This window comes from [Scytonema hofmanni] UTEX 2349 (genome assembly GCF_000582685.1).
Classification (GTDB): domain Bacteria; phylum Cyanobacteriota; class Cyanobacteriia; order Cyanobacteriales; family Nostocaceae; genus Hassallia; species Hassallia hofmanni.
In genome coordinates, this window is the sequence record NZ_KK073765.1 from 50,673 (window position 1) to 71,885 (window position 21,213).

Here is a 21,213-nt window from a genome sequence, read left to right on the forward strand (position 1 = left end):
TGCCTTCACTTAGGACACAGACGATAACCAACACCGTAGACAGTTTCGATAAAATCTTCTGAACTTCCTATCGCTCTCAGTTTCTTTCTTAAATTTGTAATGTGAGTTTTAACGGTTTCCTCTCCAGATAATTTATCAAACTCCCACAATTTATCTAAAATTGCCGAGCGAGTCAAAATTTGAGTAGGATTTTTCAAAAAACATTCCAATATCATGTATTCTTTATGTGTTAATGATAAAGGCTTATCTGCATAGGTGACATGACAATTACTAGGGTCTAGTTGTAGCTCACCATGAATTAAAATTAATTGGCGAGTTTCTGGACTCCTTCGAGATAAAGCTCGAATTCGTGCTGCTAATTCTTCTAGTTCAAATGGTTTAACTAAATAATCATCTGCACCAGCATCAAGTCCAATTATTTTATCTGGGGTTGTATCTCGTGCTGTCAACATCAGAATAAAAGCATTACAATTAGAAGCACGTAGCCGTTTACAGAGAGTGATCCCATCTAAGCGCGGCAACATTAAATCTAATAAAATTAAATCATAATTACCTGCTTGGGCGTATTCCCAACCTTCAATTCCATCACCAGCAATATCAACAGCATGATGTTGATGTTTTAGATCTTCGGCTAAGGGTTTAGCAATGCGATCGTCATCTTCAACTATTAAAATTCTCATATTTCTATACTATTTATTTTGTATTTAACAAAAAATAGTCATCTATCTGCTTAAAAGCATCACTCAATTGGGTAACGCACTTTTTTCTCCTTTCGCACGGAAAAGAATAGGACAACCGCCAGCAGGATAAAGGCGATCGCTGAAGCATAGCCCCTTGGCAGTGATAAACCGCCATCTTTTATCGGTTTGGTAAGAAAATCGCCGAAGGTAGCTCCAAAGGGTCGCGTGAAGATGAACGCGAGCCAGAATAGGAGAACATCGTTCAACTTTGTTACGTAGTGAAGGGCAATGACAACACCAATGACGCTGGCTGTTACCAATGCGCCCTGGATATAGCTCAGTCCTAAGTTGCTTGTCAGAAAATCACCAAAGGCCGTTCCCAAACTGTTGGAGAACACAATCGCCAGCCAATACGTTGTCTCTGCGTCTTTCCTCACGATTGGATAAACGCTCAAATCTCGATCCCGGTAATACCAGATGGCAAGAACGCTCAACAGACAGGCTACCAGGATAAGCGATCCCATTGCGTAGCCCAGCCCCAAAGATCGATCCATCAGGTCTGAAACTTCAGTTCCGGCTGTGGTTGTCGCAATGATGGCCAACCAGTAAAGGGCTGGACGATATCTGTCGGATTGAATTTGAAAAAACAGGAAAATAGCCAGAATGGCAAAAGTTATGGCAAAGGCTACGTAATACCCCAGCCCAAGAGACATTGAGATGAAGTCACCTGCCGTCTCGCCCAGCGTCGTGGCAATGATCTTCATAATCCAAAAGAAAATTGTGACTTTTGCAACTTTGTTCATTATTGCTCCTATTTGCTGCTGGACTACCAACACGTTATCTGAACTTGCAGGTTCATCGTAGAGAGAAAAAGTCAAGAACTTGGAAAGAGATAGCTGGCAATGAAGATTTTTACTCTTTACCTACTGATTTTCGTCTTCCGGCTTCAAATACCAGCAGTAATATGATCGCACTCAAAGCGAAAATACTTCCAGTGATGAAAGTTGCTTTTGGACTGATTGTTTGCCACAAAACACCTCCTAACAAGCTAGCTGGTAAAAGCGCTACACCAGTAGCCAAATTAATTAACCCAAAAGCAGTACCCCGCAGATTGGATGGAACTCTATCTGCTACCAGAGCTAACAATATGCCTTGACTCATGCCCTGATGCAGACCATACAGCGCAAATAGTCCCCACACCTGCCAAGGAGCATCAACAAATGCAAAACCTAAATATGCTAAAGCATACACACAAAATCCACCCACTAGCAGCCCCAATCTACCAATGCGGTCAGATAGCAATCCTAATGGATAAGCACTGAGAGAGTAAGCTATATTCATTACAACTAGAGTGAGTGGTATTAGTGAGGCGGATACTCCAGCTTGCTGTGCTTGGAGTAATAAAAAGGCATCGCTAGAGTTACCGAGATTAAATAGTAGTGCAACCGCAACTAGCACCCAGTAGCTTTTACCCAAACTTTGCAAAGCAGACCAATGTAGAGGATTATTCTGCCTTTGATTATTTCTATTGTCAGGTTCGCGCACGCCAGTTGTTAAAAGAGCTACTGCTAAAATACCGGGAAGCACCGCTAACCAGAAAACTAGACGAAAGTTCTGTCCTGAAAAAGACATCAAAATGAATGCAACTAGTGGCCCAGTGAATGCGCCGATGGTGTCTAAAGATTGCCGCAAACCGTAGGCAGCTCCACGATTAGCGCTATCGGTAACATCTGCTACTATTGCATCGCGGGGAGCTACACGAATTCCCTTGCCAACGCGATCGCCAAAACGAGCCATCAATACCCAAGCAGGACTAGTTGCCAATGCGAACAGAGGTTTAACTAAGGTAGATAATCCATAACCAACAACAGCTAATTTCTTACGCTGTCCTAAATAATCACTTAAGGCTCCTGAAAAAACTTTCAGTACAGAAGCAGTTGATTCTGCAATTCCCTCAATCCACCCAACTGTTAGCAAATTTGCTCCTAATGCCGAAACTAAAAATAACGGCAACACCGAATGAATCATCTCGGAACTAATGTCAGTTAACAAGCTGACAAATCCCAAAACCCAGACATTACGGGGGATGGTTTGAAAAGTTTTTGTTGTCACTGCTGTTACCTTTGAGTTGATGACTGGCAATTCGGTGCTAAGAGAAAGCTGTAATTGTCAAATCACAGTTAATTGCATTTATTATCATCACACTTGACGATGAAATCAGAATGAAATTCTATCGACTTCGAGAAACCTCAATTTGGAGCAATTTTTACGGTTGGCGTAGTGCTTGTAGTTGTTCTAATTGTTGTGTTTGTTCTTGCAGCCGAATAGCAAGGCGATCGCACACTAACTCACATAGCTCAAAAATTATCGGGTCAGTAATTTGGTAAAAAACACTGATTCCTTGTGGTTGACGAGTGACTATACCCGCTTGCATCAATACTTTCAAATGTTTGGAAACGTTTGCTTGTCCCAGTCCGGTTTCTTGGATGATTTCTGTCACGTTTTTCGCTTCTGACTTGAGACAACACAAAACTTGCAGCCGACTTACTTCTGACAAGACTTTAAAGTATTCAGCAACGGGAGCAAGAGCTTGAGGTGAAGATTTTAACATACAGACTTAAATATTACATCTTCTTATATGTAGTTACTACCATATTACCAGATAGTAATATGGTAGTAAGGGTTAAGAGATAAAACAGCAATGGAAAACGTCAAAAAGATTAACAATGAATTAACAGTAGCAGGACAGGTGACATCAGAGCAGTTACAGCAGGCGGTGAATGAAGGTTATAAATCTGTACTCAATCTGCGATCGCCTGATGAACAAGGTTTTATCAGCAATGAACAGCAACAAGCACAAGCTTTAGGGCTGCACTACGTCAACATTCCTGTCAAACCAAACGAGATCAGCGATGAACTGACGACAGAGGTACTCAAGCAAATCGATGACCTACCTAAACCCGCCTTAATTCATTGTGCCAGTACCATGCGTGCGGGTTTAATGGCATTTATGAACGTAGCGACGCGACAAGGAATGACACCAGAGCAAGTATTTGAGAAAGCTGCTGCGGCTGGCTTCGACTGTAATGCTAATCCGCAGATGAAGCAGTTCCTTGAACATTATGTTTCAACTCACTCCCAAACAAATTGAGGTTTCCTATTGTCGCAGGACAAAACACTATGTTATTCAGACAATTATTTGACAAAGAAACCAGCACTTACACTTATCTACTTGCAGATCAACAGACTCAAGAAGCTATTTTGGTAGATCCGGTGCTGGAGCAAGTCGAACGTGATTTGAAAGTACTTACAGAATTAGGGTTATCTCTGCGTTACTGCTTAGAAACCCACATTCATGCAGACCATATTACAGGTACAGCCAAATTGCGAGAAATAACTGGTTGTTTGGGGATTGTTCCCGACAAAGCGAAAGCCAGTTGTGCGGATCGGTACATTAAAGATGGAGAAATTCTCAAATTGGCAAGTATGACAATTGAAGCGATCGCCACACCAGGTCATACAGATAGCCACATGACGTATTTAGTTAATCAAGATCGAGTTTTAACTGGAGATGCCTTGTTTATTCGTGGCTGTGGACGAACCGACTTTCAAAATGGTGATGCGGGAACTTTGTTTGACTCAGTGACACAAAAACTATTTACTTTATCAGATGAAACTTTGGTATATCCTGGGCATGACTATCGTGGACAGACAGTATCTACCATTGGCGAAGAAAAACGCTGGAATCCCAGATTTGTCATACATTGGATCTAGTTAACAGTTAACGTTGTCCAAAACCAGACTCAGAGCGTGTTGCAAATTTTCGGACGAGTCTAGTAGACATCTCCAAAAAATAATTAAACTCTGATAAAATAATATAAAAGGGTGTTTTACCGGAGTACTTATCATGAATAGCTTATTAGAGTATATTGAGAATAAGCCTCAAGAAGCACAACGTTTACTAGGTTTGAGATATGAACAACTAAAGCAGCTTTTAGAAAAAGCGATAGAATTACATAATCAAAAATTGGAATTGGCTGAGTCTAAAAAAGTGAGAATTATTCTCGGCGGAGGTGGGCGCAAACCAAAATTGTCTACACAGCGAAGCTATGTTTGCCGTCAGGCGATCGCTTTTTACAAAGTAGTGATAGTAGGGACTTGACTATTTTCGGAGATGTCTAGCGGTTACGAATGCCCCACGTCTGCGTAACTTCAAAGCCAAAGCGATCATATACTGTATTTTACTGATGAAGAATCTTTTGTAAATTTTGTGGAATAGACAAGTGAAAAACTTTATATACCTTGGCTTGTTTAAGGCGAACATATTTTACTCAAGAACTGTATGTACTAACTACAATTATTAGTTTGACAGGTATTGATAAAATCTAGATAAAATTTTTCGTGTTTACCGTCCAAATCCCAAAATTAAAATGTCTGGAACTGAGCTTGTCCAATGGGAATCTCAATATCACTCCCAACAACTCTAACGGAAAGGTTATAAATTGAATCAGAACCACTTGTTGGTTGTTGCACTTTATTGAGTGAAATCAATAGTTTCTTTGTAGTTGCGAAAGTGACTGTTTCCGGAAAACTTAAAGTAATTCTCCTGTCATTTACCAAAACATTGATGTTTAGCTTTTGACCATTATCATTAAGTACATCAATGTCACTGCTTACCGCTACAGTGTAAGGTGCATCGATAATTAACTGAGAAAGAGGCTTACCATTCTTAGGAACGTGGAGTCTGAAAGTATGTTTAACAAATCGCTGATTTGAGGGTAATTGAAAAAGATTATCAATTTTATCAACCCTGTTATTGTCTGTTTTTGCTGTTGCATTACCAGCGACAATTGTAACTGTAGATGCTACACTAAACACAGTTAGGTAAATTATTTTTTTCTTCATCTTAACCTTTTAATTTTTAAGCTATCTCAATAAGAAAGGCTAGGTAGATTGCGAATTCATCGGGAGGGAATCAAGCTTTATTTAACAATTTTGGCAGGTTACGATGAAATTTGGGTGAAATTTTGCCAGTTTGATAAAATTATTTATTCATGTTACGATAGGTAGCCACGGTTGGAGAGTTGCGGTTGAGATAGCGAAAAATCCAATATTTGAAATTAGCAGAGTTTTAGTGTGAGTTTTAAAAAGCATGATAAGCCTCCTGTTTAGCGTTTTGCAGAACAGGTTCAAGTTATATTTATCTACCTATAATCAGTTTTACATATAGTTATAAAATTAAGATAAAATTTGAAAATTGCTATTACACATTCATCCATAAATCAGTCTTAACAATGTTAAGATTACGGTTTATCTGTTGCGATAGTTTATATTTTATAGGTTGGTAAAAATAGTCATAAAATGAACTTCACCCTTTTGAGTATTTTTCATAACATGAGCATAAATGTAGTCTGCTTCTGTCAAGGGTGATGACTGTTTGAGGAGAACTAAATGCCCTCTTTCTCATAAATATGCTTGTAAATATTAAACTAGTACTGAGTAGTAATAAATCCCTTAATACGACTTTACTTTAAGCAAATAAAATTAGGATGAAATTTCTGAAATTGGCGTTCTTATCGTAGGTAAACGAACAATAAAGGTAGTACCTTTATTTAGTTGACTTTGTACCTCTATACTACCCTGGTGCGTTTGGACAATTGCTTGCGCGATCGCTAAACCTAACCCCGAACCACCAGTGCTGCGAGAGCGATCGCTATGTACGCGATAAAATCGGTCAAAAATCCGCTTTACATCTGGTGCTGCTATCCCGATACCTGTATCTTGAACTTCAATCACCGCATTACCATTGATGCGTTTGAGGATAACGTTTATATAGCCACCTGTGGGAGTGTATTGAATCGCATTCGCAATTAAATTAGTAAGTACGCGCAAAAGTTGGTCTTCATCCCCCATCACATACAAGGGTTGATGATACTCCATTAAAGATGTCAGTTGTAAGTTTGCAGCACTAGCTAAAGCAGAAAATTCTTCAATTAGGTCATTAACTAAAACATTCAGACAGCAAAGTTCTTTTTGTGTCGCGAGCGTTTTTTGCTCTAACCGAGATAGCAGCAATAAATCTTGAACTAGTTCAGCAAGTCGATTATTTTGTCGTTTAATAGATGCTAGAGTATCTCGCGCTTCTTGTTCAGAGAGATACTCCATATCAAGCATAGTTTCTACTGTAGCATTAACTGCTGCCAGTGGTGTGCGTAATTCATGGGAAACATCAGAAGTAAACTGTTGCATTTGTTTATACGACCTATCAATTGGTCGTATCGCTAACCCTGCTAACCACCAACTCGAACCACCAACTAAAAGTATTGAAATTGGCAATCCCAATCCGACAATCAATTTTAAACTAGCAAGACGATTATCCAATTCTTTGAGACTGCGACCTACTTGTATATAACCCCAAATTTGATGATCTTGAGTATGTAGTGCTAAAGACTTTTGACTGTAGCGATCGCCTTGTTTATCTTTAACTGTTTGCCATACATTTGTTCGCACAATTGGCGGTAATTCGTCGGGACGAAAACCAGCAGCAGCAATTAACTTTCCTGAAGTATTAACGAAACGAATGTAATATAGTTTATCTTTATAAACATTACTAAAAATACCGTGTTCACGATGAAAAGATTGATAATGACTGGGTTTTGTTTGCTTAAGACAGTCAGAGTTAGTCAAACAAAGGTTGGGTATAACCAACTTAAAAACAGGTTCCACACGACTAGGTTGTTTTAAACTTGGTTCAATTACATTTTGCAATGTACCAGTCACAGATTCCAGTTCTCGGTCGATAGAAACTAAGTAAGCTCGAATCATCACCTGGTAAACAACTAAACCGCAGAGAATGAGAATTAAGCCCATAACTGCTGCATACCAAGCTGCTAGTCGCCAACGAGTTTTATTAAATAATTTAATCTGCATCATCAGGATTAAAACGATAACCCATACTGGGGACAGTTTCGATTAACCCATCACAATTATATTCTGATAATTTGCGCCGTAAAAGTCGTACCTGAGCCGCTACTACATTACTAACTCGTTCCGCGCTAAAACTGTAAAGATGATTTAATATTTGGTCGCGGGTAACAATTGTATTGGGACGATTCATCAAATATTCTAGTAAATGAAATTCTTTCTTTGTTAAATGAATTATCTGCTTATCACCATTATGTTGCTGACGCGAAACTGTACAAGTAGCGTAATCTAAAATCAGATTTCCTACTTGTAGTTGCGGTGTTTTAAAATTAGGATAACGTCGCTGTAAAGCACGCAATCTTGCTAACAATTCCCCCATTCCAAACGGCTTTACTAAATAATCGTCAGCCCCAGCATCCAGCCCAGCAACTTTATCTTCCATACTATCTCTTGCTGTCAGCATCAGCACTGGTAATGAATTGTTGCGAACCCGCAGACGCTTACACAAGTCTAAACCCGATAATCCTGGTAGCAACCAATCAAAAATTCCTAACGTGTATTGCGTCCAATTAGTTTCTAGATAACTCCATGCTTCATCACCATCTTGAACCCAGTCAACAATATATTTTTCTTGATGCAATTTACGCTTAATTGATGCACCCAAATCTGATTCGTCTTCAACTAGTAAAACTTTCATAGTAAGCGGATACAGTAATTTATCAATTAACGCGCAGTCGAACCACACCAATTGGTAATTCGGCATTTATTCCAACTAAAATTGCAGAAATCTTGTATAGTTTCTCTCCAGAAGTAACTCTAGTTTTTTTGACATTATTCATCTCAATGGTAAGCATAGTTCCAGGAGCCACTGGTTCGGCAAATAATAATGTAACTTTTTTGTCATTAATAGTAATTTTTGGCTCAATCTTTTTACCCGATTGGTCAGACACATCAATATTATTCCTGACAACTATATTCTCTGGAGCTTCGATGTTTAGTTGAGAAACAGCCTTACTTTGTCGGGGAATTTCTAACTTTAATGTATGTCTAAGAATTCGCCAGTGTTTTATACCTTGGGGAAATTCTGATAAGCTAATAATGTGAGGAAAATTACCAGATTCTCTTGTAGAATTGGCATAAGTACCTGGCATAGAAACTGTTACAGTCAAGGTGAAAGCTGCTGCACAAATTAAAGTTTTCTTCATTACTACACTCCTCTAGCTATTTAAATGAATCAACCATCAATATCTTCTTGGCTGAATAATACATTTATTTAATAGTTTGGCAGAGCGAGATGAAATTAGGATGAAATTTGATAGTATCCCCGAAAAATTATCAGAAGTAAAAATTTTTAATTTATCTTGTTTTAAATAATTCTCAATTATTTCGATAATAACTTATTGTTACTTAACATTATTAAAAGCTATTAAGAAGTTAAAGCATCAGCTTCTTGATAGTAGTTATTATTTAGGCTGATAGTAAAACTACTTTTTTCTGCTCTAAACAACACCTTCATTTGCTAGAACACAAGGATAATTGGGGTTCCCAAACTCTATTTGAATTGTGGGATGTTCAATACTAAAATGGTCGTGAAGCTCTTTATTCACTTCTACTAAAAAAGCATCGCCTGGATGTCCATCTGGCATTATTAAGTGAACGGTGAGTGCTGTTTCTGTGGTACTCATCCCCCAGATATGTAAGTCGTGGACACCAGTTACACCAGGAAGTTCTGTTAGGTACGTGCGGACTGCCAAGGGTTCAATTCCTGCTGGTACGGCATCTGTAACCAGGTTGACAGACTCTTGCAACAATTTCCAAGTCCCCACAACAATCACGACAACAATAATTAAGCTAACAACAGGGTCAAACCACAACCAACCAGTTGTAACAATGGCAATTCCAGCCAGGACTGCACCCAAAGATACCACCGCATCAGCAACTAAATGTAGAAATGCTCCCCTAATATTTAAGTCGTTTTCCCGTCCAGACATAAACATCAAAGCGCTTACTGTGTTAATAACAATACCGATGGCAGCAACGCCGATGATTGTACCACCCGATACTGAGCTAGGTTCGAGAAAACGGCGGATAGCTTCCCAGGCGATCGCACCCGAAGCAACGAGTAGTAGAATAGCGTTTAACAGCGCAGCCAAAATTGAGGAACGACGCAAACCATAGGTACGACGAGGTGTTGGAAGACGACGTGCGAGAATACTGGCTCCCCAAGCGAGTAGCAAACCTAGAACATCGCTCAGATTATGACCTGCATCGGCGAGTAGGGCAAGGGAATTGGCAAAAATGCCGTAAATTGCCTCAATGATAACAAAGCCAGTATTGAGAGCTATGCTAATTATGAATGCGCGGTTGTAACTGGTTGGTTCGTGGCTATGTCCGTGGTTGTGACTGTGTGCCATAAAGTAGATACTGGTTAAATTGGATAAGGTGCGCTACATTAACGCACCTGACAAAAATGGTAAATCTTGATGGTTATCGTTTAAAGTTAAAACGACCGTTGAATTTTTCACCTTTAATATCAGTTTGAAGGACAACTTTATAATCTCCCGTTGCAGTTGCAGGTAGCTTTGCTGTGTATTGCTTCTCCTCAGTATTATAAGGAACTTGTAGAGTTTTGTTACTGCCATCTGGTAGCTGAACTTGAGCCGTGAGTTTGGCATCAGTAATTGCTTTGTCCTGCTCACCGTGTACGGTTATATCTAAATGCGTAGAATCTTTCACTATCTCAGGTTTGAACTCTAAATGGTATTTTCCTGACTGCACAACTTGACCACTATGACCATCTTTACTATCTTTGGAATGTTCTTTGTGACCATCTCCTTCTGTATGTTTTTCCCCATATGAAGCAGCAGTTTCAGTTTTAGCTGCTGTTTCTGTAGTTGAACTTGCTGTAGTACTTTGAGAATTAGCGGCTTGATTACCACCGCTACAAGCACCTAAGAAAAGTAAGCTGGCACTACCTAAAGCAATTAAGCTGGTTTTGAGAACTTTCATTGATTTACACTCCTCGATATTTGGTAAATAAACAACTAAAAGCTGGCTGATGCGGCAATTTCAGTATTAATAGTTGGTTGAATTTTTTTCGGAACTAAAAACTTCCCAAACTGAATATACAAAGCAGGAAGCACCAGCAACGTTAAAGCGGTAGATGTAAACAATCCACCCAAAACGACAATCGCAAGTGGTTGTAGTATTTCTTTTCCAGCTCCGCTGCCAATTACCAAAGGCACCATACCCAACGCAGAAGCCAAAGCTGTCATCAAAATCGCAACCAATCTTTCCATCGAACCTTCAATTAAAACTTCCCGTAAAGGTTGCCCGGATGCTAACCGAGCATTATAGTTTTCAACTAATAATAATCCGTTTCTGGCTGCAACTCCAAATAAAGTAATAAATCCGACCATTGATGCAACCGAAATAATTCCACCAGTTAAAGCGATAGAAATAACGCCACCAATTAATGCTAGAGGCAAGTTGATTAAAATCATAATGGTAGCAGGAACAGATTTGACGGCGAAGTAAAGGATAACTGCGATGGCTATAAATGCTAAAATCCCAGAAAATAATAAAGTCTTTGTGGCTCCTTCTTGTGCTTCAAATTGACCACCAAACTCAATAAAATATCCAGGAGGTAACTGCACCTGCTGCTTTACTTTTTCCCTAATCTCTTTAATCACAGAACCTAAATCTCGTCCAGCGACGTTGCTCGATACAACAATATATCTAGAGACATTTTCGCGGTTAATCGTGTTGGGACCACTACCATAATCAATTTTGGCAACTTGAGCTAAAGGAATTTTCTGTCCGTTGGGAGTATCAACCAGCAAATTACTGATAATTTCGATATTATTGCGATATTTTTCTTGCAACCAAACTACCATATCAAAAGTTTGTTGCTGCTCTAATACTTGAGAAACAACTCGTCCATTGAGAGCAGTTTCTACCTCTTCCGACAATTCACCAATTGTCAAACCATAACGTGCTGCGGCATTGCGGTCAAATTGAATTTGCACCTGTTTCATCGGTACTTGTGGTTCGAGTTGCAAATCAACTAAACCTTGAATTTGACCCATTGCTGACTGTACTTGGCTGCCAAGGGTACGCAGTTGTTCCAAGTCGGGACCGAAGATTTTGACTGCGATCGCACTCCTCACCCCTGATAGCACTTCATCCATCCGGTGTGAAATAAAACCACCAATATTCGGTACAACTCCGGGAATTCTCTCAAATTCTTTGCGGATTGTTTCGATGGTTTTTTCCCTATCTTTTGCTCCCTCTTCGCTAAGTTGCACGTCCAATTCGGCAGAGTTGACACCAGCGACCTCCGTATCTCCTTGAGCTCGTCCAGAGCGCAATTGAGCCGTTTCAACTCCAGGATTGTTCTTTAAGGCTTCTTCAATTACCAAGCCAACTTGATTTGTCGCTGACAGCGACTCCCCAGGCATGAGAACTGCGGCAATTACTAGTGCTCGGTCTTGAAATTCTGGTAAAAATACTTGCCCTAATCCCGTCATGATTACTAATGCCGCAACAAACCCAGCTAATGCGGCTGTTAAAATAATTTTGGGACGACGTAATGAGAATTTCAAAGCTGGACGGTAAAGTTTATGGGTTTGTTTCTCTAACCAAGTTTCCGTACTAGGTAATTTTGTATTTACTAATAGCAACGCACACATGGCTGGGGTTAATGTCAGCGCAACCAAAGTGGAAGCAGCAATTGATAGTAAATATGCTAGCCCCATCGGCGCAAAAATTTTCCCTTCTACCCCAGAAAGGGCGAAAATTGGTGCAAAGACAACGGCAATAATAATAGTGGCGAAAAGTACGCTTACCCGCACTTCTACCGAACCGTTAAAGACAACTTGCAACGGTGGGACGGGGTTTCCTGCAAGTTGATTTTCTCGCAAACGACGGTAGACGTTTTCCATATCCACAATTGCATCATCCACCACCGAACCAATAGCTACCACCAATCCCCCTAAAGTCATGGTGTTAATACCTTGTCCCGTCCAGTTGAGAATCATCATTCCTAGCAACAAAGATACCGGAAGGGCGCTTAAACTAATAATTACCGTCCGCCAATTCATCAAAAATAAAATCAGGATGATGCAGACGATAATAGTACCATCACGCAAAGCTTCTTCAACATTCTTAATGGAGGCTTCGATAAAATCTTCTTGGCGAAAAGTAGTCGTAATTTTGACGTCTTTGGGTAGACCAGCTTTAATCTCCTCGATAGCGGCTTCAACTGCCCTTGTTACCTTGGGTGTATCCGCAGTTGGTTGTTTATTTACTGTTACAATAACTGCTTTCTTACCCCCAAAACTACCGTCACCGCGTTTGAGTGCTGCACCAATTTGTACATCTGCAACTTGTTCTAATAAAACAGGTGCGCCATTTTTAGCTTTAATTACTGATTTTTTTAATTGTTCAATAGATTCAATCCTTCCCACCCCACGCACCAACGTTTCTTGGTCGGGAGTTATCAAAAATCCTCCCGGTGCATTAGCATTAGCAGCTTGTGCAGCTTTGGTGACATCTGCTAAGGTGACATTAAATGCTTTGAGTTGATTTGGGTTAACCAGCACTTGGTACTGACGCTCATCCCCACCAAAGACAACAATATTGCTAACACCAGGGACAGCCAAAAGACGGTTTTTGACTTGCCAGTTGACGATACGCCACACTTCCATGATGGGTGTAGTATCGGAAGTGAAAGCATATTTAACAGTCCATCCCAGAGGAGAACTGACAGGCAGAATTTCTGGCTCTTTGACACCCTGCGGAATTTGGCTGCGTGCTTGCTGCAACCGTTCGGTGATCAATTGACGAGCGCGATAAATATCCGTATCCCCACTGAAAGTTGCCCGCACAGCCGAAAGACCAACAGCTGAGGAGGAACGTAATGTTTCAATTCCAGGGGTTCCGTTAATTGCACTTTCGATCGGACGAGTAACCAGGGACTCAACTTCGTCCGGTGCAAGTCCTTCTGCTTCGGTCATAATTTCAACTTGCGGTGGGGCAAAGTTGGGAAATACGTCTAGTGGCATTTCGGTAAGGACGCGAAAGCCCCACAGGCTGATAATTATAGAAGCAATAACGACTAACCAACGTTGAGCAATAGACCATTTAACTATAGAATCAAGCATTTTTAAAAGAATTTAGGGATATTCGCACTGTTAGTCCAGTTAGTCAATTTAAATATTGGATACTTTATCTACTCTCTCAGATGAAGATGAAATTGGGATGAAATTTCTGGCAGGTATTGTAGGGTGCGTGCTTAACGAAGTTCGTAACGCACCAAATCCTTAAGAAGTCGTGCATTACGCTCCTAACACACACCCTACGTGTATTTAAGTACTGGTGACAAAGGGCAATAATGATTATTTTAACTACATATGCATCAAAAATTGCCCCTCTTTAGCTTCCTCCACTTTCTTAGGAAATAAAAATTTACCAAACTTCGCATACAATGCAGGTAAAACCACTAAAGTTATCGCAGTAGAAGTAAACAAACCACCAAATACAACCACAGATAACGGTTGCAAAAGTTCTTGTCCTGGTCCACCTTGAATGACCATCGGTGCTAAACCTAATGCGGAAGTTAAAGCTGTCATCAAAATCGCATTTAATCGTTCCATTGACCCTTTGACAATAACTTCCTTTAAGGGCATTCCTTCGGCATACTTACTGTTATAATTGTCTACCAATAACAAACCGTTGCGAGTTGCCACCCCAAACAAGGAAACAAACCCAACTAAAGACGCAACCGATATTACCCCACCAGTTAAAGCAACAGCGATTACACCTCCTACCAACGCAATTGGTAAGTTAATCATAATCATCGCGGTAGAAGGGATAGATTTAACTGAAAGGTACATTAATACTGTAATCGCAATGAATGCGATCGCGCTAAAAACGAGAATATTTTGGGTTGCACGTTCTTCCGCTTCAAACTGACCTGCATACTGAATAAAATAACCCGCAGGTACTTGGATATTACTTTTAACTTTGCTTTCAATATCAGTAACAATCGAGCGTAAATCTCGACCTTTAGCATTTGCAGAAACCACAATTAAGCGGGAAACATTTTCACGGTTGATTGTATTGGGTCCCGTTCCATCGACAATACTAGCAACGTTACCTAAAGGTACTTTCTGTCCATTGGGAGTATCAATCAACAAATTACGGATGGTTTCTAAATTTTGCCGTGCTTCGGGTTTTAACCATACAATCAAATCAAAAGACTGTTGATTTTCTAAAACTTGAGAAACAACTTTACCATTAAGCGCAGTTTCAATTGTATTTGCCAAATCCCCCACCGTATGACCGTAACGACTAGCTGCATCACGGTCAAATTTAATTTGAATTTGCGGGACTGGAAGTTGTGGTTCGAGTTGTAAGTCAATGACACCATTAACTGTTGCCATTTGTTGCTCGACTTGCTGTCCAATTTTCCTTAACTCTGCTAAGTCGGAACCGAAAATTTTCACAGCTATGGAACTACGAACCCCGGATAAAACTTCGTCCATTCGGTGTGAAAGAAATCCACCAATATTAGCTGCTGCACCCGGTATTTTTTCAAATGCTGCTCGGATTACTCCTAGAGTTTTTTCGCGGTTTCGCATTCCCTCATCGGTTAATTCAATGTCAAGGTGAGCAACGTTTACACCTGCGGCTTCGGAATCACCTGAAGCACGTCCGGAACGAGTTTGAATAAATTTAAATCTCCGGTCATTTTTTAATGCTTCTTCGATTACATGACCTGCTTTGGTACTACTTTCTAGAGAAACAGTTGGGTAAGATATCAAAGTATTAACCATCGTTTGCTCTTGAAACTCTGGTAAAAATGCTCTACCGAAAGAAGGAATAATCACAATTGATGCGACTGTTAAAACTGTTGCGATACCCATAATCAAGAAGGAGTTTCGCATGGAAAAGTTTAAACAAGAGCTGTAAATTCCCTTACAAAATCTAGCTAACCAAGGTTCTCGCTTTGTTACCTTTGTATTGGGTAATAAAATTGCACATAAAGCTGGAGAAACCAATAAAGATTCTAAACTAGAAATGACAACTACCACTAAATAAGAAATACCCATTGGGGTAAAAATTCGACCTTCGATACCCGGTAGGGTAAAAATTGGCGAGAAAACAATAATACCGATAATTGTTGCACCAACCAACGAATCGCGTACTTCTTGAGAACCTTCAAAAATAATTTCTAACGGTGATAATGGGTCGTCCGAAGTTTTATTTTCCCGCAGTCGGCGATAAGTATTTTCACCGTATACAATTGCATCATCAATAGCAGTCCCAATTGCAACTGCTAAACCACCCAAGGTCATTGTATTCAGTCCAATTCCCAACCATGAAAGTGCTAGCATCCCAAACAGTAATGTTAAGAAAAAGTCTAACAAACATACTGCTAGAATACGCCAATTCATTAAAAAAGGAATCAGAATAATTGCGGCAATAATACTACCTTGAATCAAAGAGGAACGAACGTTGTCAACCGAAGACTCAATATAACTGTCTTGGCGAAATGTAGTAGTAACTTTAATATTTTTTGGCAATCCAGCTTTGATTTCTGCCATTGCTTTTTCTACCGCACGGGTGACAGTCGGAGTATCAACTATTGGCTGCTTATTCACCATGACAATAATTGCGGGTTTGCCGTTGAAACTGCCATCACCCCGTTTTAGTGCTGCCCCAATTTGGACATCGGCTACATCTTGCAATCTAACGGGAACGCCATTACGTGCAATAATACTTGATTTCTTTAAGTCTTCAATTGATTCGATTCTACCGATACCCCGAATCAACTGTTCTGTATCTGGCGTAATCAAAAATCCGCCAGGAGCGTTGACATTTGCTTTTTGAGTTGCTTGCGTAACTTGGTCTAGAGTAATATTAAAAGCTGCTAACTTTACGGGGTCAACTAGTACTTGAAATTGACGTTCGTCACCACCAAAACTTAAAATTTGGCTGACTCCGGGAACAGCTAAAAGACGATTTGTCACTTGCCAATCGACGATTCGACGAGCTTCCATTAGGGAGTTAGGAGTTGGGGATGTAGCTTGTTCCTCCGGGGTAGAATTGGAGGAGTTTTTTTCATCTTCGACGGTAAAAGCGTACTGGACGACTAAACCAACGGGGGAAGTGGTGGGGGATATTTGTGGTGTTTCAACTCCTGGAGGTAGCTTGCTAACCGCTTGTTGTAGTCGTTCGGTAACTAGCTGACGCGCTTGATAAATGTCAGTTGACGAATTAAATATCACCCTCACCGCAGAGATCCCAGCCGCACTCGACGAACGGACTGCGGTTACTCCCGGTGTGCCGTTAATTGCACTCTCTATTGGTAAAGTTACTAGCGATTCGACTTCCTCAGGCGCGAGTCCAGGGGCTTCGGCTTGGATTTCCACTTGCGGGGGTGCAAAGGCTGGCAGTACATCCAACGGCATCTGAGGAATGACGTAGAATGTCCAAAACGACACAATAATTGTAGCTAATACGACGAGCCAGCGTCGGTTAATTACCCACTTAACAATGTTTCCAAGCATTTTTAGATTTTAGTGATTTGCTTTCTGTACTTGGCGCGTAGTTACTTTCTAGTTTTTCATGCTCGGATGAAATTGGGATGAAATATTTGATGGGACTGTGTTGGGAAATCTAGTAAAATTGAATAGATATGATAGATATAAAACTGGAAATTTATGCGTTACCCACAATCCTTGTAGAGACGCGAAATTTCGCGTCTCTACATTCTTTTTCGGAGATGTCTAATAAATATAAAACTGGAAATTTATGTGTTACTCACAATCCTTGTAGAGACACGATATTACCCTGCGGGAACCCTTTAGGAGGAAAGCGTCTCTACATCGTTTTCACAGAGGTCTAATGTTAAGCCGAGCTTTTATAACCTTTACTGCTACTCCTCTTTCTTGCCCTTCTCCACCACAGACGCATCTGCCAAAGGTGATGAATGCTTATCTAAATAAACCTCAGTTTCATACCTGAACTCGTTGTAATCTAAATTACCTGCTGGAATTAAACGGGAACGCTTACGACTCGACCAAAAACTTCCAGCCGCAAAAGCAGCAGCCGCAACTATAGTTCCTCCACCTGCTGCTAATAACCACGAAGGTAAAGCAGAATTATTACTTTTAACCGTAGTCTCTTCTGCGTGACTATCTTCCTTGCTTTCACTACTACCCCGTAACGATTGTGCGTATAATTGCGTAGCTCGCTGAGTCACAATCATATCGCCATCAAATAAACCTGTTTTCACCTCTACTATATCCCCAGAGGTTTGACCCAATGTGACTTCAGCAGCTTGGTAGGCACTACCATTTTGAACGTAGACAATTTTTTTACCATTAGCATCAACCATAGCCGAGGTGGGAATCGCTAAGGTAGGTGCAGATTGTTGACCTGTCAATACTTCCAGTTCGGCAAACATTCCGGGTTTGAGTTGTCCACCTGGGTTATCCACTACGGCTTGTACGGGTACTACTCGTGTTTCTCCTTGTACAGATGTGCCAATTCGGGCAATTTTTCCTGTGAAAGTGCTTGAGCGTAAACTCGCAACTTTCAAATTCACCCTTTCACCGATTTTTACTTTATCTAAATCTTTTTCGTAAATATTCGCTGTCGCAAACACCCGACTATCGTTAACAATAGTCATCAATCTACCACCTGCATCGTTAAAAGTTTGACCGATGGTTACTTCACGTCCAGCTATTTTTCCAGAAATCGGAGCCGTCACTGTCACCAATCCTTTAGAATTAGGGAGATTTCCTAGTTGTTGTAGCCGAGTATTATACGTATCTCCACTGATGCGGAGTTGGACTTGTGCTACCTGAAGGGCAGATTGAGCGCGTTTAACTTGTGCTTCAGCTTCGATTACATCCCGTCTGCTACTGGCTGAAACGAGTTTAGCTTTTGCTTCTGCTAATTGGGTTTGAGATTCTAGAGCATTACGACGCGGTAAAGCACCTGCGGAGGCTAATTGCGTATCTTTAGTATATTTTTCTTGAGCAAACGCGACTTGGCTTTGTGCTTGCGCTGTCTCTGCTTGGGCTATCTGTAGGTATCGCTCTCTATTTTGTTGAGCTAACTTTAAATCGGCTTGTGCTTGTTGCAAAGCTGCGATCGCCGAAGCACGTTTTTCTTGAGAAGTAACGCGCAAATCAACTAAATCGGGACTTGTGACAACGGCAAGAGCTTGACCTTTTGTGACTGTTGCACCAGGTTCTACCAATAATTCTACGACTTTCGCCCCTGTAATTGGAGTTGTGACTTCAACTTTTTGGCTGGGTAGAGTTTCAATTTGTCCGGTGGTTTTTATCCCAAGAGCGAGGGGCTGACGTTTTACGGGTTCAACTTTAATTCCTAAGCGTTGGGCTGTTTGTGCATCAACATTTACTGAACCATTTGCGTCCCCTCCACCTTTAAACGAACTTGCACCGCTGTGGTCGTGTCCAGCACCTGCTAATACAACGCCTTGAGGAGTTAGCAACAGCAAGCTCAGTATTGCAGAAGAAACATGAAGAAGTGATGCAGTTTTATTTTGGGAAGGATTAAATGGCATCGCCTAAAGTTTCCTTTAATAGAGGGGATCACGCCTATGTGTTTTTCGCATATTCATGAAAAAATAGCTACATAGCTTTTGAAATTTACTTCAGAAGCTGAATAAGCTGTTAGTTAACATTCTTTCACACTGAAATGAAATTAGGATGAAATATAGGATGGAGATTCAACCTCATAAATTTATAATGGCTGCGATCGTTTCGATTGTTTATTCTCGATATTAATATCTAAATCTCGAAAAGGTCTGCGGAAGCGCTTTTCCAGGTTATTCCAGTGCATAATTACCGTATTTCCCCTCTGCTGTTGTTGCTCTGCCCACATTGATAACCAGTCCAGGCAAGAGTGGTCTATATAAAGTAATTTGTCAAAATGTACACATAATTCTGTATTTGGTGGCATGTCCTCTAAAACAGAAGCCAGCTTTGGCAAGCGAATAAACGTTGCAGTTCCTTCTATATACACATGTATTCGTCGATTTTCTTCGTCCTTCTCAAGGTGTAGGTTAAGGTAGGATATTTTATAAATCAGTGTCATTATGGTCAGTACAATACCAATTATTACTCCTTTAAGCAAATCGGTGGTAATAATTCCAAGAAAAGTTGCAGTAAAAATGACTAAAGGCATACGTCCGTACTGTTTCAGCTTGCGGATGTTCTCGACTTCCACTAGCTTGTAGCCCGTAACAACTAGAATTGCGGAAAGACTCGACATCGGAATCATCCGAAGTAAGCCTGGTGCGAGGACTACCAAAAGCAGTATCCAAACACCATGTAGTATAGCGGATAGTCGAGTTGTTGCCCCAGCTTTGACATTCACCGAACTGCGGACAATTACTCCTGTCATTGGTAATACTCCGAGTGCACCGCAGACAATGTTACCGAAGCCTTGGGCGGTTAATTCCCGGTCAAAATCGGTTTTTGAGCCTTGGTGTAGCCTATCCACCGCCGCCGCTGAAAGTAAACTTTCGGCACTGGCAATAAATGCAATTGCGAGCGCTGATATTAGTAAGGATGGATTCAGAAGGCGAATTAAGCTTCCTGTGGTTGGTATTTGGATGACTTCGAGAAGATTTACTGGTACATCGACATAGGGAATTGATAGGTGCAACAGGTTGGCAATTGTTGTCCCCGTCAACACACCAATTAATCCTCCAGGATACAGTTTCAAGCTACGCGGTTTGAATTTATCCCACAACAGCAGCACAATTAAGGTAATAACACCAATTGCCGCAGCCATCAAATGGTTAACACTGTCAGCAGCAAAAAAAGTGTGGAACAGAGAGATGGGGATGGTAATTAAATTTTCAATTCCTGTTTCATGGGGCTTTTGCTTTAGCATTACATGGAATTGCGAAGCAAAAATTAGCACCCCAATACCTGCTAGCATCCCATAAATAACTGCTGGAGATATGGCGCGGAATATCTTACCAAACTTGAATACTCCCGCTAGCGTCTGTATTAAACCTGCTAAGAGTATGACGGGACCAAGCATTTCTACACCATTGCTGCGAACTAATTCTACGACTATCACCGCTAACCCTGCTGCTGGTCCACTAACTTGTAATGCTGAACCTGAAATCGCCCCGACAAGTATACCACCAACAATTCCTGTCACCAAGCCACGAGATGCAGGAACTCCCGAAGCGATCGCAATTCCCATTGATAGCGGAAGAGCAACGATAAATACAACAAAAGATGCTACGATATCTTTGCTCAAAGAGTGTTGATATTTGATTTTTTCAAGCTTTGCCATAACTAAATTCAAGCCAGTTTAATATGTTTATACTTGGTCATTCTGTAAAAGGTAAGTGCTGATATGTATGTTTTTGTCAATAAGCTAAAAACTGAATAGAAAAATTACATTTTTGATGCGGTGCAAGCAACTGATTTTTTTTAACAGCTTGTCCAAAAAATAATCTGCCACTTGTCAATTAATTTTTCTGTTTTGCTTAACTCTCCTCTTATTTTTGGAATTATAAAATCGAAAGTAAAACATTTTTTACATA

General features: G+C 40.5%; 17 protein-coding genes and 1 pseudogene. 3 read left to right on the forward strand and 15 right to left on the reverse strand.

Features of this window, described 5'->3' with window-relative positions:
• Positions 1-5: 5 nt before the first annotated feature.
• The 4 genes from TOL9009_RS0103030 to TOL9009_RS0103045 all read right to left on the reverse strand — a co-directional run bounded on the left by TOL9009_RS0103030 (position 6) and on the right by TOL9009_RS0103045 (position 3,291).
• Positions 6-680 (reverse strand): response regulator transcription factor, encoded by a 675-nt coding sequence (locus TOL9009_RS0103030; RefSeq protein ID WP_029631080.1) that lies wholly within the window; start codon positions 678-680, stop codon positions 6-8.
• Between the two features lie 59 nt (positions 681-739).
• Positions 740-1,483, reverse strand: a complete 744-nt coding sequence (locus TOL9009_RS0103035; protein ID WP_029631081.1) for a COG4705 family protein — start codon at positions 1,481-1,483, stop codon at positions 740-742.
• Positions 1,484-1,592: 109 nt separating this feature from the next.
• On the reverse strand, positions 1,593-2,792 hold the full coding sequence (locus TOL9009_RS0103040) for an MFS transporter (protein WP_029631083.1): 1,200 nt from the start codon (positions 2,790-2,792) through the stop codon (positions 1,593-1,595).
• A gap of 154 nt (positions 2,793-2,946) precedes the next feature.
• Complete coding sequence (locus TOL9009_RS0103045) at positions 2,947-3,291, reverse strand: ArsR/SmtB family transcription factor (protein ID WP_029631085.1); 345 nt, start codon at positions 3,289-3,291, stop codon at positions 2,947-2,949.
• Between the two features lie 90 nt (positions 3,292-3,381).
• On the opposite strand from TOL9009_RS0103045, the gene TOL9009_RS0103050 reads away from it, so the two are divergent.
• The 3 genes from TOL9009_RS0103050 to TOL9009_RS37795 all read left to right on the forward strand — a co-directional run bounded on the left by TOL9009_RS0103050 (position 3,382) and on the right by TOL9009_RS37795 (position 4,842).
• Complete coding sequence (locus TOL9009_RS0103050; protein WP_029631087.1) at positions 3,382-3,831, forward strand: beta-lactamase hydrolase domain-containing protein; 450 nt, start codon at positions 3,382-3,384, stop codon at positions 3,829-3,831.
• Positions 3,832-3,860: 29 nt separating this feature from the next.
• Positions 3,861-4,454, forward strand: a complete 594-nt coding sequence (locus TOL9009_RS37790; RefSeq protein WP_242055363.1) for an MBL fold metallo-hydrolase — start codon at positions 3,861-3,863, stop codon at positions 4,452-4,454.
• Positions 4,455-4,587: 133 nt separating this feature from the next.
• Positions 4,588-4,842: a hypothetical protein gene (locus TOL9009_RS37795; RefSeq protein WP_206757750.1), complete on the forward strand. Its 255-nt coding sequence runs from the start codon at positions 4,588-4,590 to the stop codon at positions 4,840-4,842.
• A 263-nt stretch (positions 4,843-5,105) separates the two neighbouring features.
• On the opposite strand, the gene TOL9009_RS0103065 is transcribed toward TOL9009_RS37795, so the two are convergent.
• The 11 genes and pseudogenes from TOL9009_RS0103065 to TOL9009_RS37800 all read right to left on the reverse strand — a co-directional run bounded on the left by TOL9009_RS0103065 (position 5,106) and on the right by TOL9009_RS37800 (position 20,960).
• Positions 5,106-5,585 (reverse strand): hypothetical protein, encoded by a 480-nt coding sequence (locus TOL9009_RS0103065; RefSeq protein ID WP_029631089.1) that lies wholly within the window; start codon positions 5,583-5,585, stop codon positions 5,106-5,108.
• 139 nt (positions 5,586-5,724) lie between these two features.
• Positions 5,725-5,799, reverse strand: a pseudogene (locus tag TOL9009_RS42910) (hypothetical protein); the annotation flags it as partial.
• A gap of 425 nt (positions 5,800-6,224) precedes the next feature.
• Complete coding sequence (rppB, locus tag TOL9009_RS0103070; protein ID WP_029631091.1) at positions 6,225-7,610, reverse strand: two-component system sensor histidine kinase RppB; 1,386 nt, start codon at positions 7,608-7,610, stop codon at positions 6,225-6,227.
• Entirely contained in the window at positions 7,600-8,301 is a 702-nt protein-coding gene (rppA, locus tag TOL9009_RS0103075; protein ID WP_029631093.1) for a two-component system response regulator RppA, read from the reverse strand. The genes rppB and rppA overlap by 11 nt, the downstream gene beginning before the upstream one ends.
• 22 nt (positions 8,302-8,323) lie before the next feature.
• The gene (locus tag TOL9009_RS0103080; RefSeq protein WP_029631094.1) at positions 8,324-8,809 is read right to left on the reverse strand and encodes a DUF2808 domain-containing protein; all 486 of its coding nucleotides are present in this window, start codon (positions 8,807-8,809) and stop codon (positions 8,324-8,326) included.
• 294 nt (positions 8,810-9,103) lie between these two features.
• Complete coding sequence (locus tag TOL9009_RS0103085) at positions 9,104-10,018, reverse strand: cation diffusion facilitator family transporter (RefSeq protein WP_029631096.1); 915 nt, start codon at positions 10,016-10,018, stop codon at positions 9,104-9,106.
• A gap of 73 nt (positions 10,019-10,091) precedes the next feature.
• Entirely contained in the window at positions 10,092-10,613 is a 522-nt protein-coding gene (locus tag TOL9009_RS0103090) for a hypothetical protein (RefSeq protein WP_029631098.1), read from the reverse strand.
• A 35-nt stretch (positions 10,614-10,648) separates the two neighbouring features.
• Complete coding sequence (locus TOL9009_RS0103095; RefSeq protein ID WP_029631100.1) at positions 10,649-13,768, reverse strand: efflux RND transporter permease subunit; 3,120 nt, start codon at positions 13,766-13,768, stop codon at positions 10,649-10,651.
• A gap of 243 nt (positions 13,769-14,011) precedes the next feature.
• Entirely contained in the window at positions 14,012-17,179 is a 3,168-nt protein-coding gene (locus TOL9009_RS0103100; protein ID WP_029631102.1) for an efflux RND transporter permease subunit, read from the reverse strand.
• A 368-nt stretch (positions 17,180-17,547) separates the two neighbouring features.
• Positions 17,548-19,209, reverse strand: a complete 1,662-nt coding sequence (locus tag TOL9009_RS0103105) for an efflux RND transporter periplasmic adaptor subunit (RefSeq protein ID WP_029631104.1) — start codon at positions 19,207-19,209, stop codon at positions 17,548-17,550.
• 179 nt (positions 19,210-19,388) lie between these two features.
• Positions 19,389-20,960 (reverse strand): SulP family inorganic anion transporter, encoded by a 1,572-nt coding sequence (locus tag TOL9009_RS37800; RefSeq protein WP_051502769.1) that lies wholly within the window; start codon positions 20,958-20,960, stop codon positions 19,389-19,391.
• Positions 20,961-21,213 lie beyond the last annotated feature (253 nt).

Excerpts from the sequence above, each read along its gene's own strand:
- TOL9009_RS0103095 (WP_029631100.1), bottom strand. The coding sequence starts at position 13,768 with ATGCTTGATTCTATAGTTAAATGGTCTATTGCTCAACGTTGGTTAGTC.
- rppA (WP_029631093.1), bottom strand. The coding sequence starts at position 8,301 with ATGAAAGTTTTACTAGTTGAAGACGAATCAGATTTGGGTGCATCAATT.
- TOL9009_RS0103065 (WP_029631089.1), bottom strand. The coding sequence starts at position 5,585 with ATGAAGAAAAAAATAATTTACCTAACTGTGTTTAGTGTAGCATCTACA.
- TOL9009_RS0103090 (WP_029631098.1), bottom strand. The coding sequence starts at position 10,613 with ATGAAAGTTCTCAAAACCAGCTTAATTGCTTTAGGTAGTGCCAGCTTA.
- TOL9009_RS0103105 (WP_029631104.1), bottom strand. The coding sequence starts at position 19,209 with ATGCCATTTAATCCTTCCCAAAATAAAACTGCATCACTTCTTCATGTT.
- TOL9009_RS0103080 (WP_029631094.1), bottom strand. The coding sequence starts at position 8,809 with ATGAAGAAAACTTTAATTTGTGCAGCAGCTTTCACCTTGACTGTAACA.
- TOL9009_RS0103050 (WP_029631087.1), top strand. The coding sequence starts at position 3,382 with ATGGAAAACGTCAAAAAGATTAACAATGAATTAACAGTAGCAGGACAG.
- rppB (WP_029631091.1), bottom strand. The coding sequence starts at position 7,610 with ATGCAGATTAAATTATTTAATAAAACTCGTTGGCGACTAGCAGCTTGG.
- TOL9009_RS0103035 (WP_029631081.1), bottom strand. The coding sequence starts at position 1,483 with ATGAACAAAGTTGCAAAAGTCACAATTTTCTTTTGGATTATGAAGATC.
- TOL9009_RS37795 (WP_206757750.1), top strand. The coding sequence starts at position 4,588 with ATGAATAGCTTATTAGAGTATATTGAGAATAAGCCTCAAGAAGCACAA.
- TOL9009_RS0103100 (WP_029631102.1), bottom strand. The coding sequence starts at position 17,179 with ATGCTTGGAAACATTGTTAAGTGGGTAATTAACCGACGCTGGCTCGTC.
- TOL9009_RS0103030 (WP_029631080.1), bottom strand. The coding sequence starts at position 680 with ATGAGAATTTTAATAGTTGAAGATGACGATCGCATTGCTAAACCCTTA.
- TOL9009_RS37800 (WP_051502769.1), bottom strand. The coding sequence starts at position 20,960 with ATGGCAAAGCTTGAAAAAATCAAATATCAACACTCTTTGAGCAAAGAT.
- TOL9009_RS37790 (WP_242055363.1), top strand. The coding sequence starts at position 3,861 with ATGTTATTCAGACAATTATTTGACAAAGAAACCAGCACTTACACTTAT.
- TOL9009_RS0103045 (WP_029631085.1), bottom strand. The coding sequence starts at position 3,291 with ATGTTAAAATCTTCACCTCAAGCTCTTGCTCCCGTTGCTGAATACTTT.
- TOL9009_RS0103085 (WP_029631096.1), bottom strand. The coding sequence starts at position 10,018 with ATGGCACACAGTCACAACCACGGACATAGCCACGAACCAACCAGTTAC.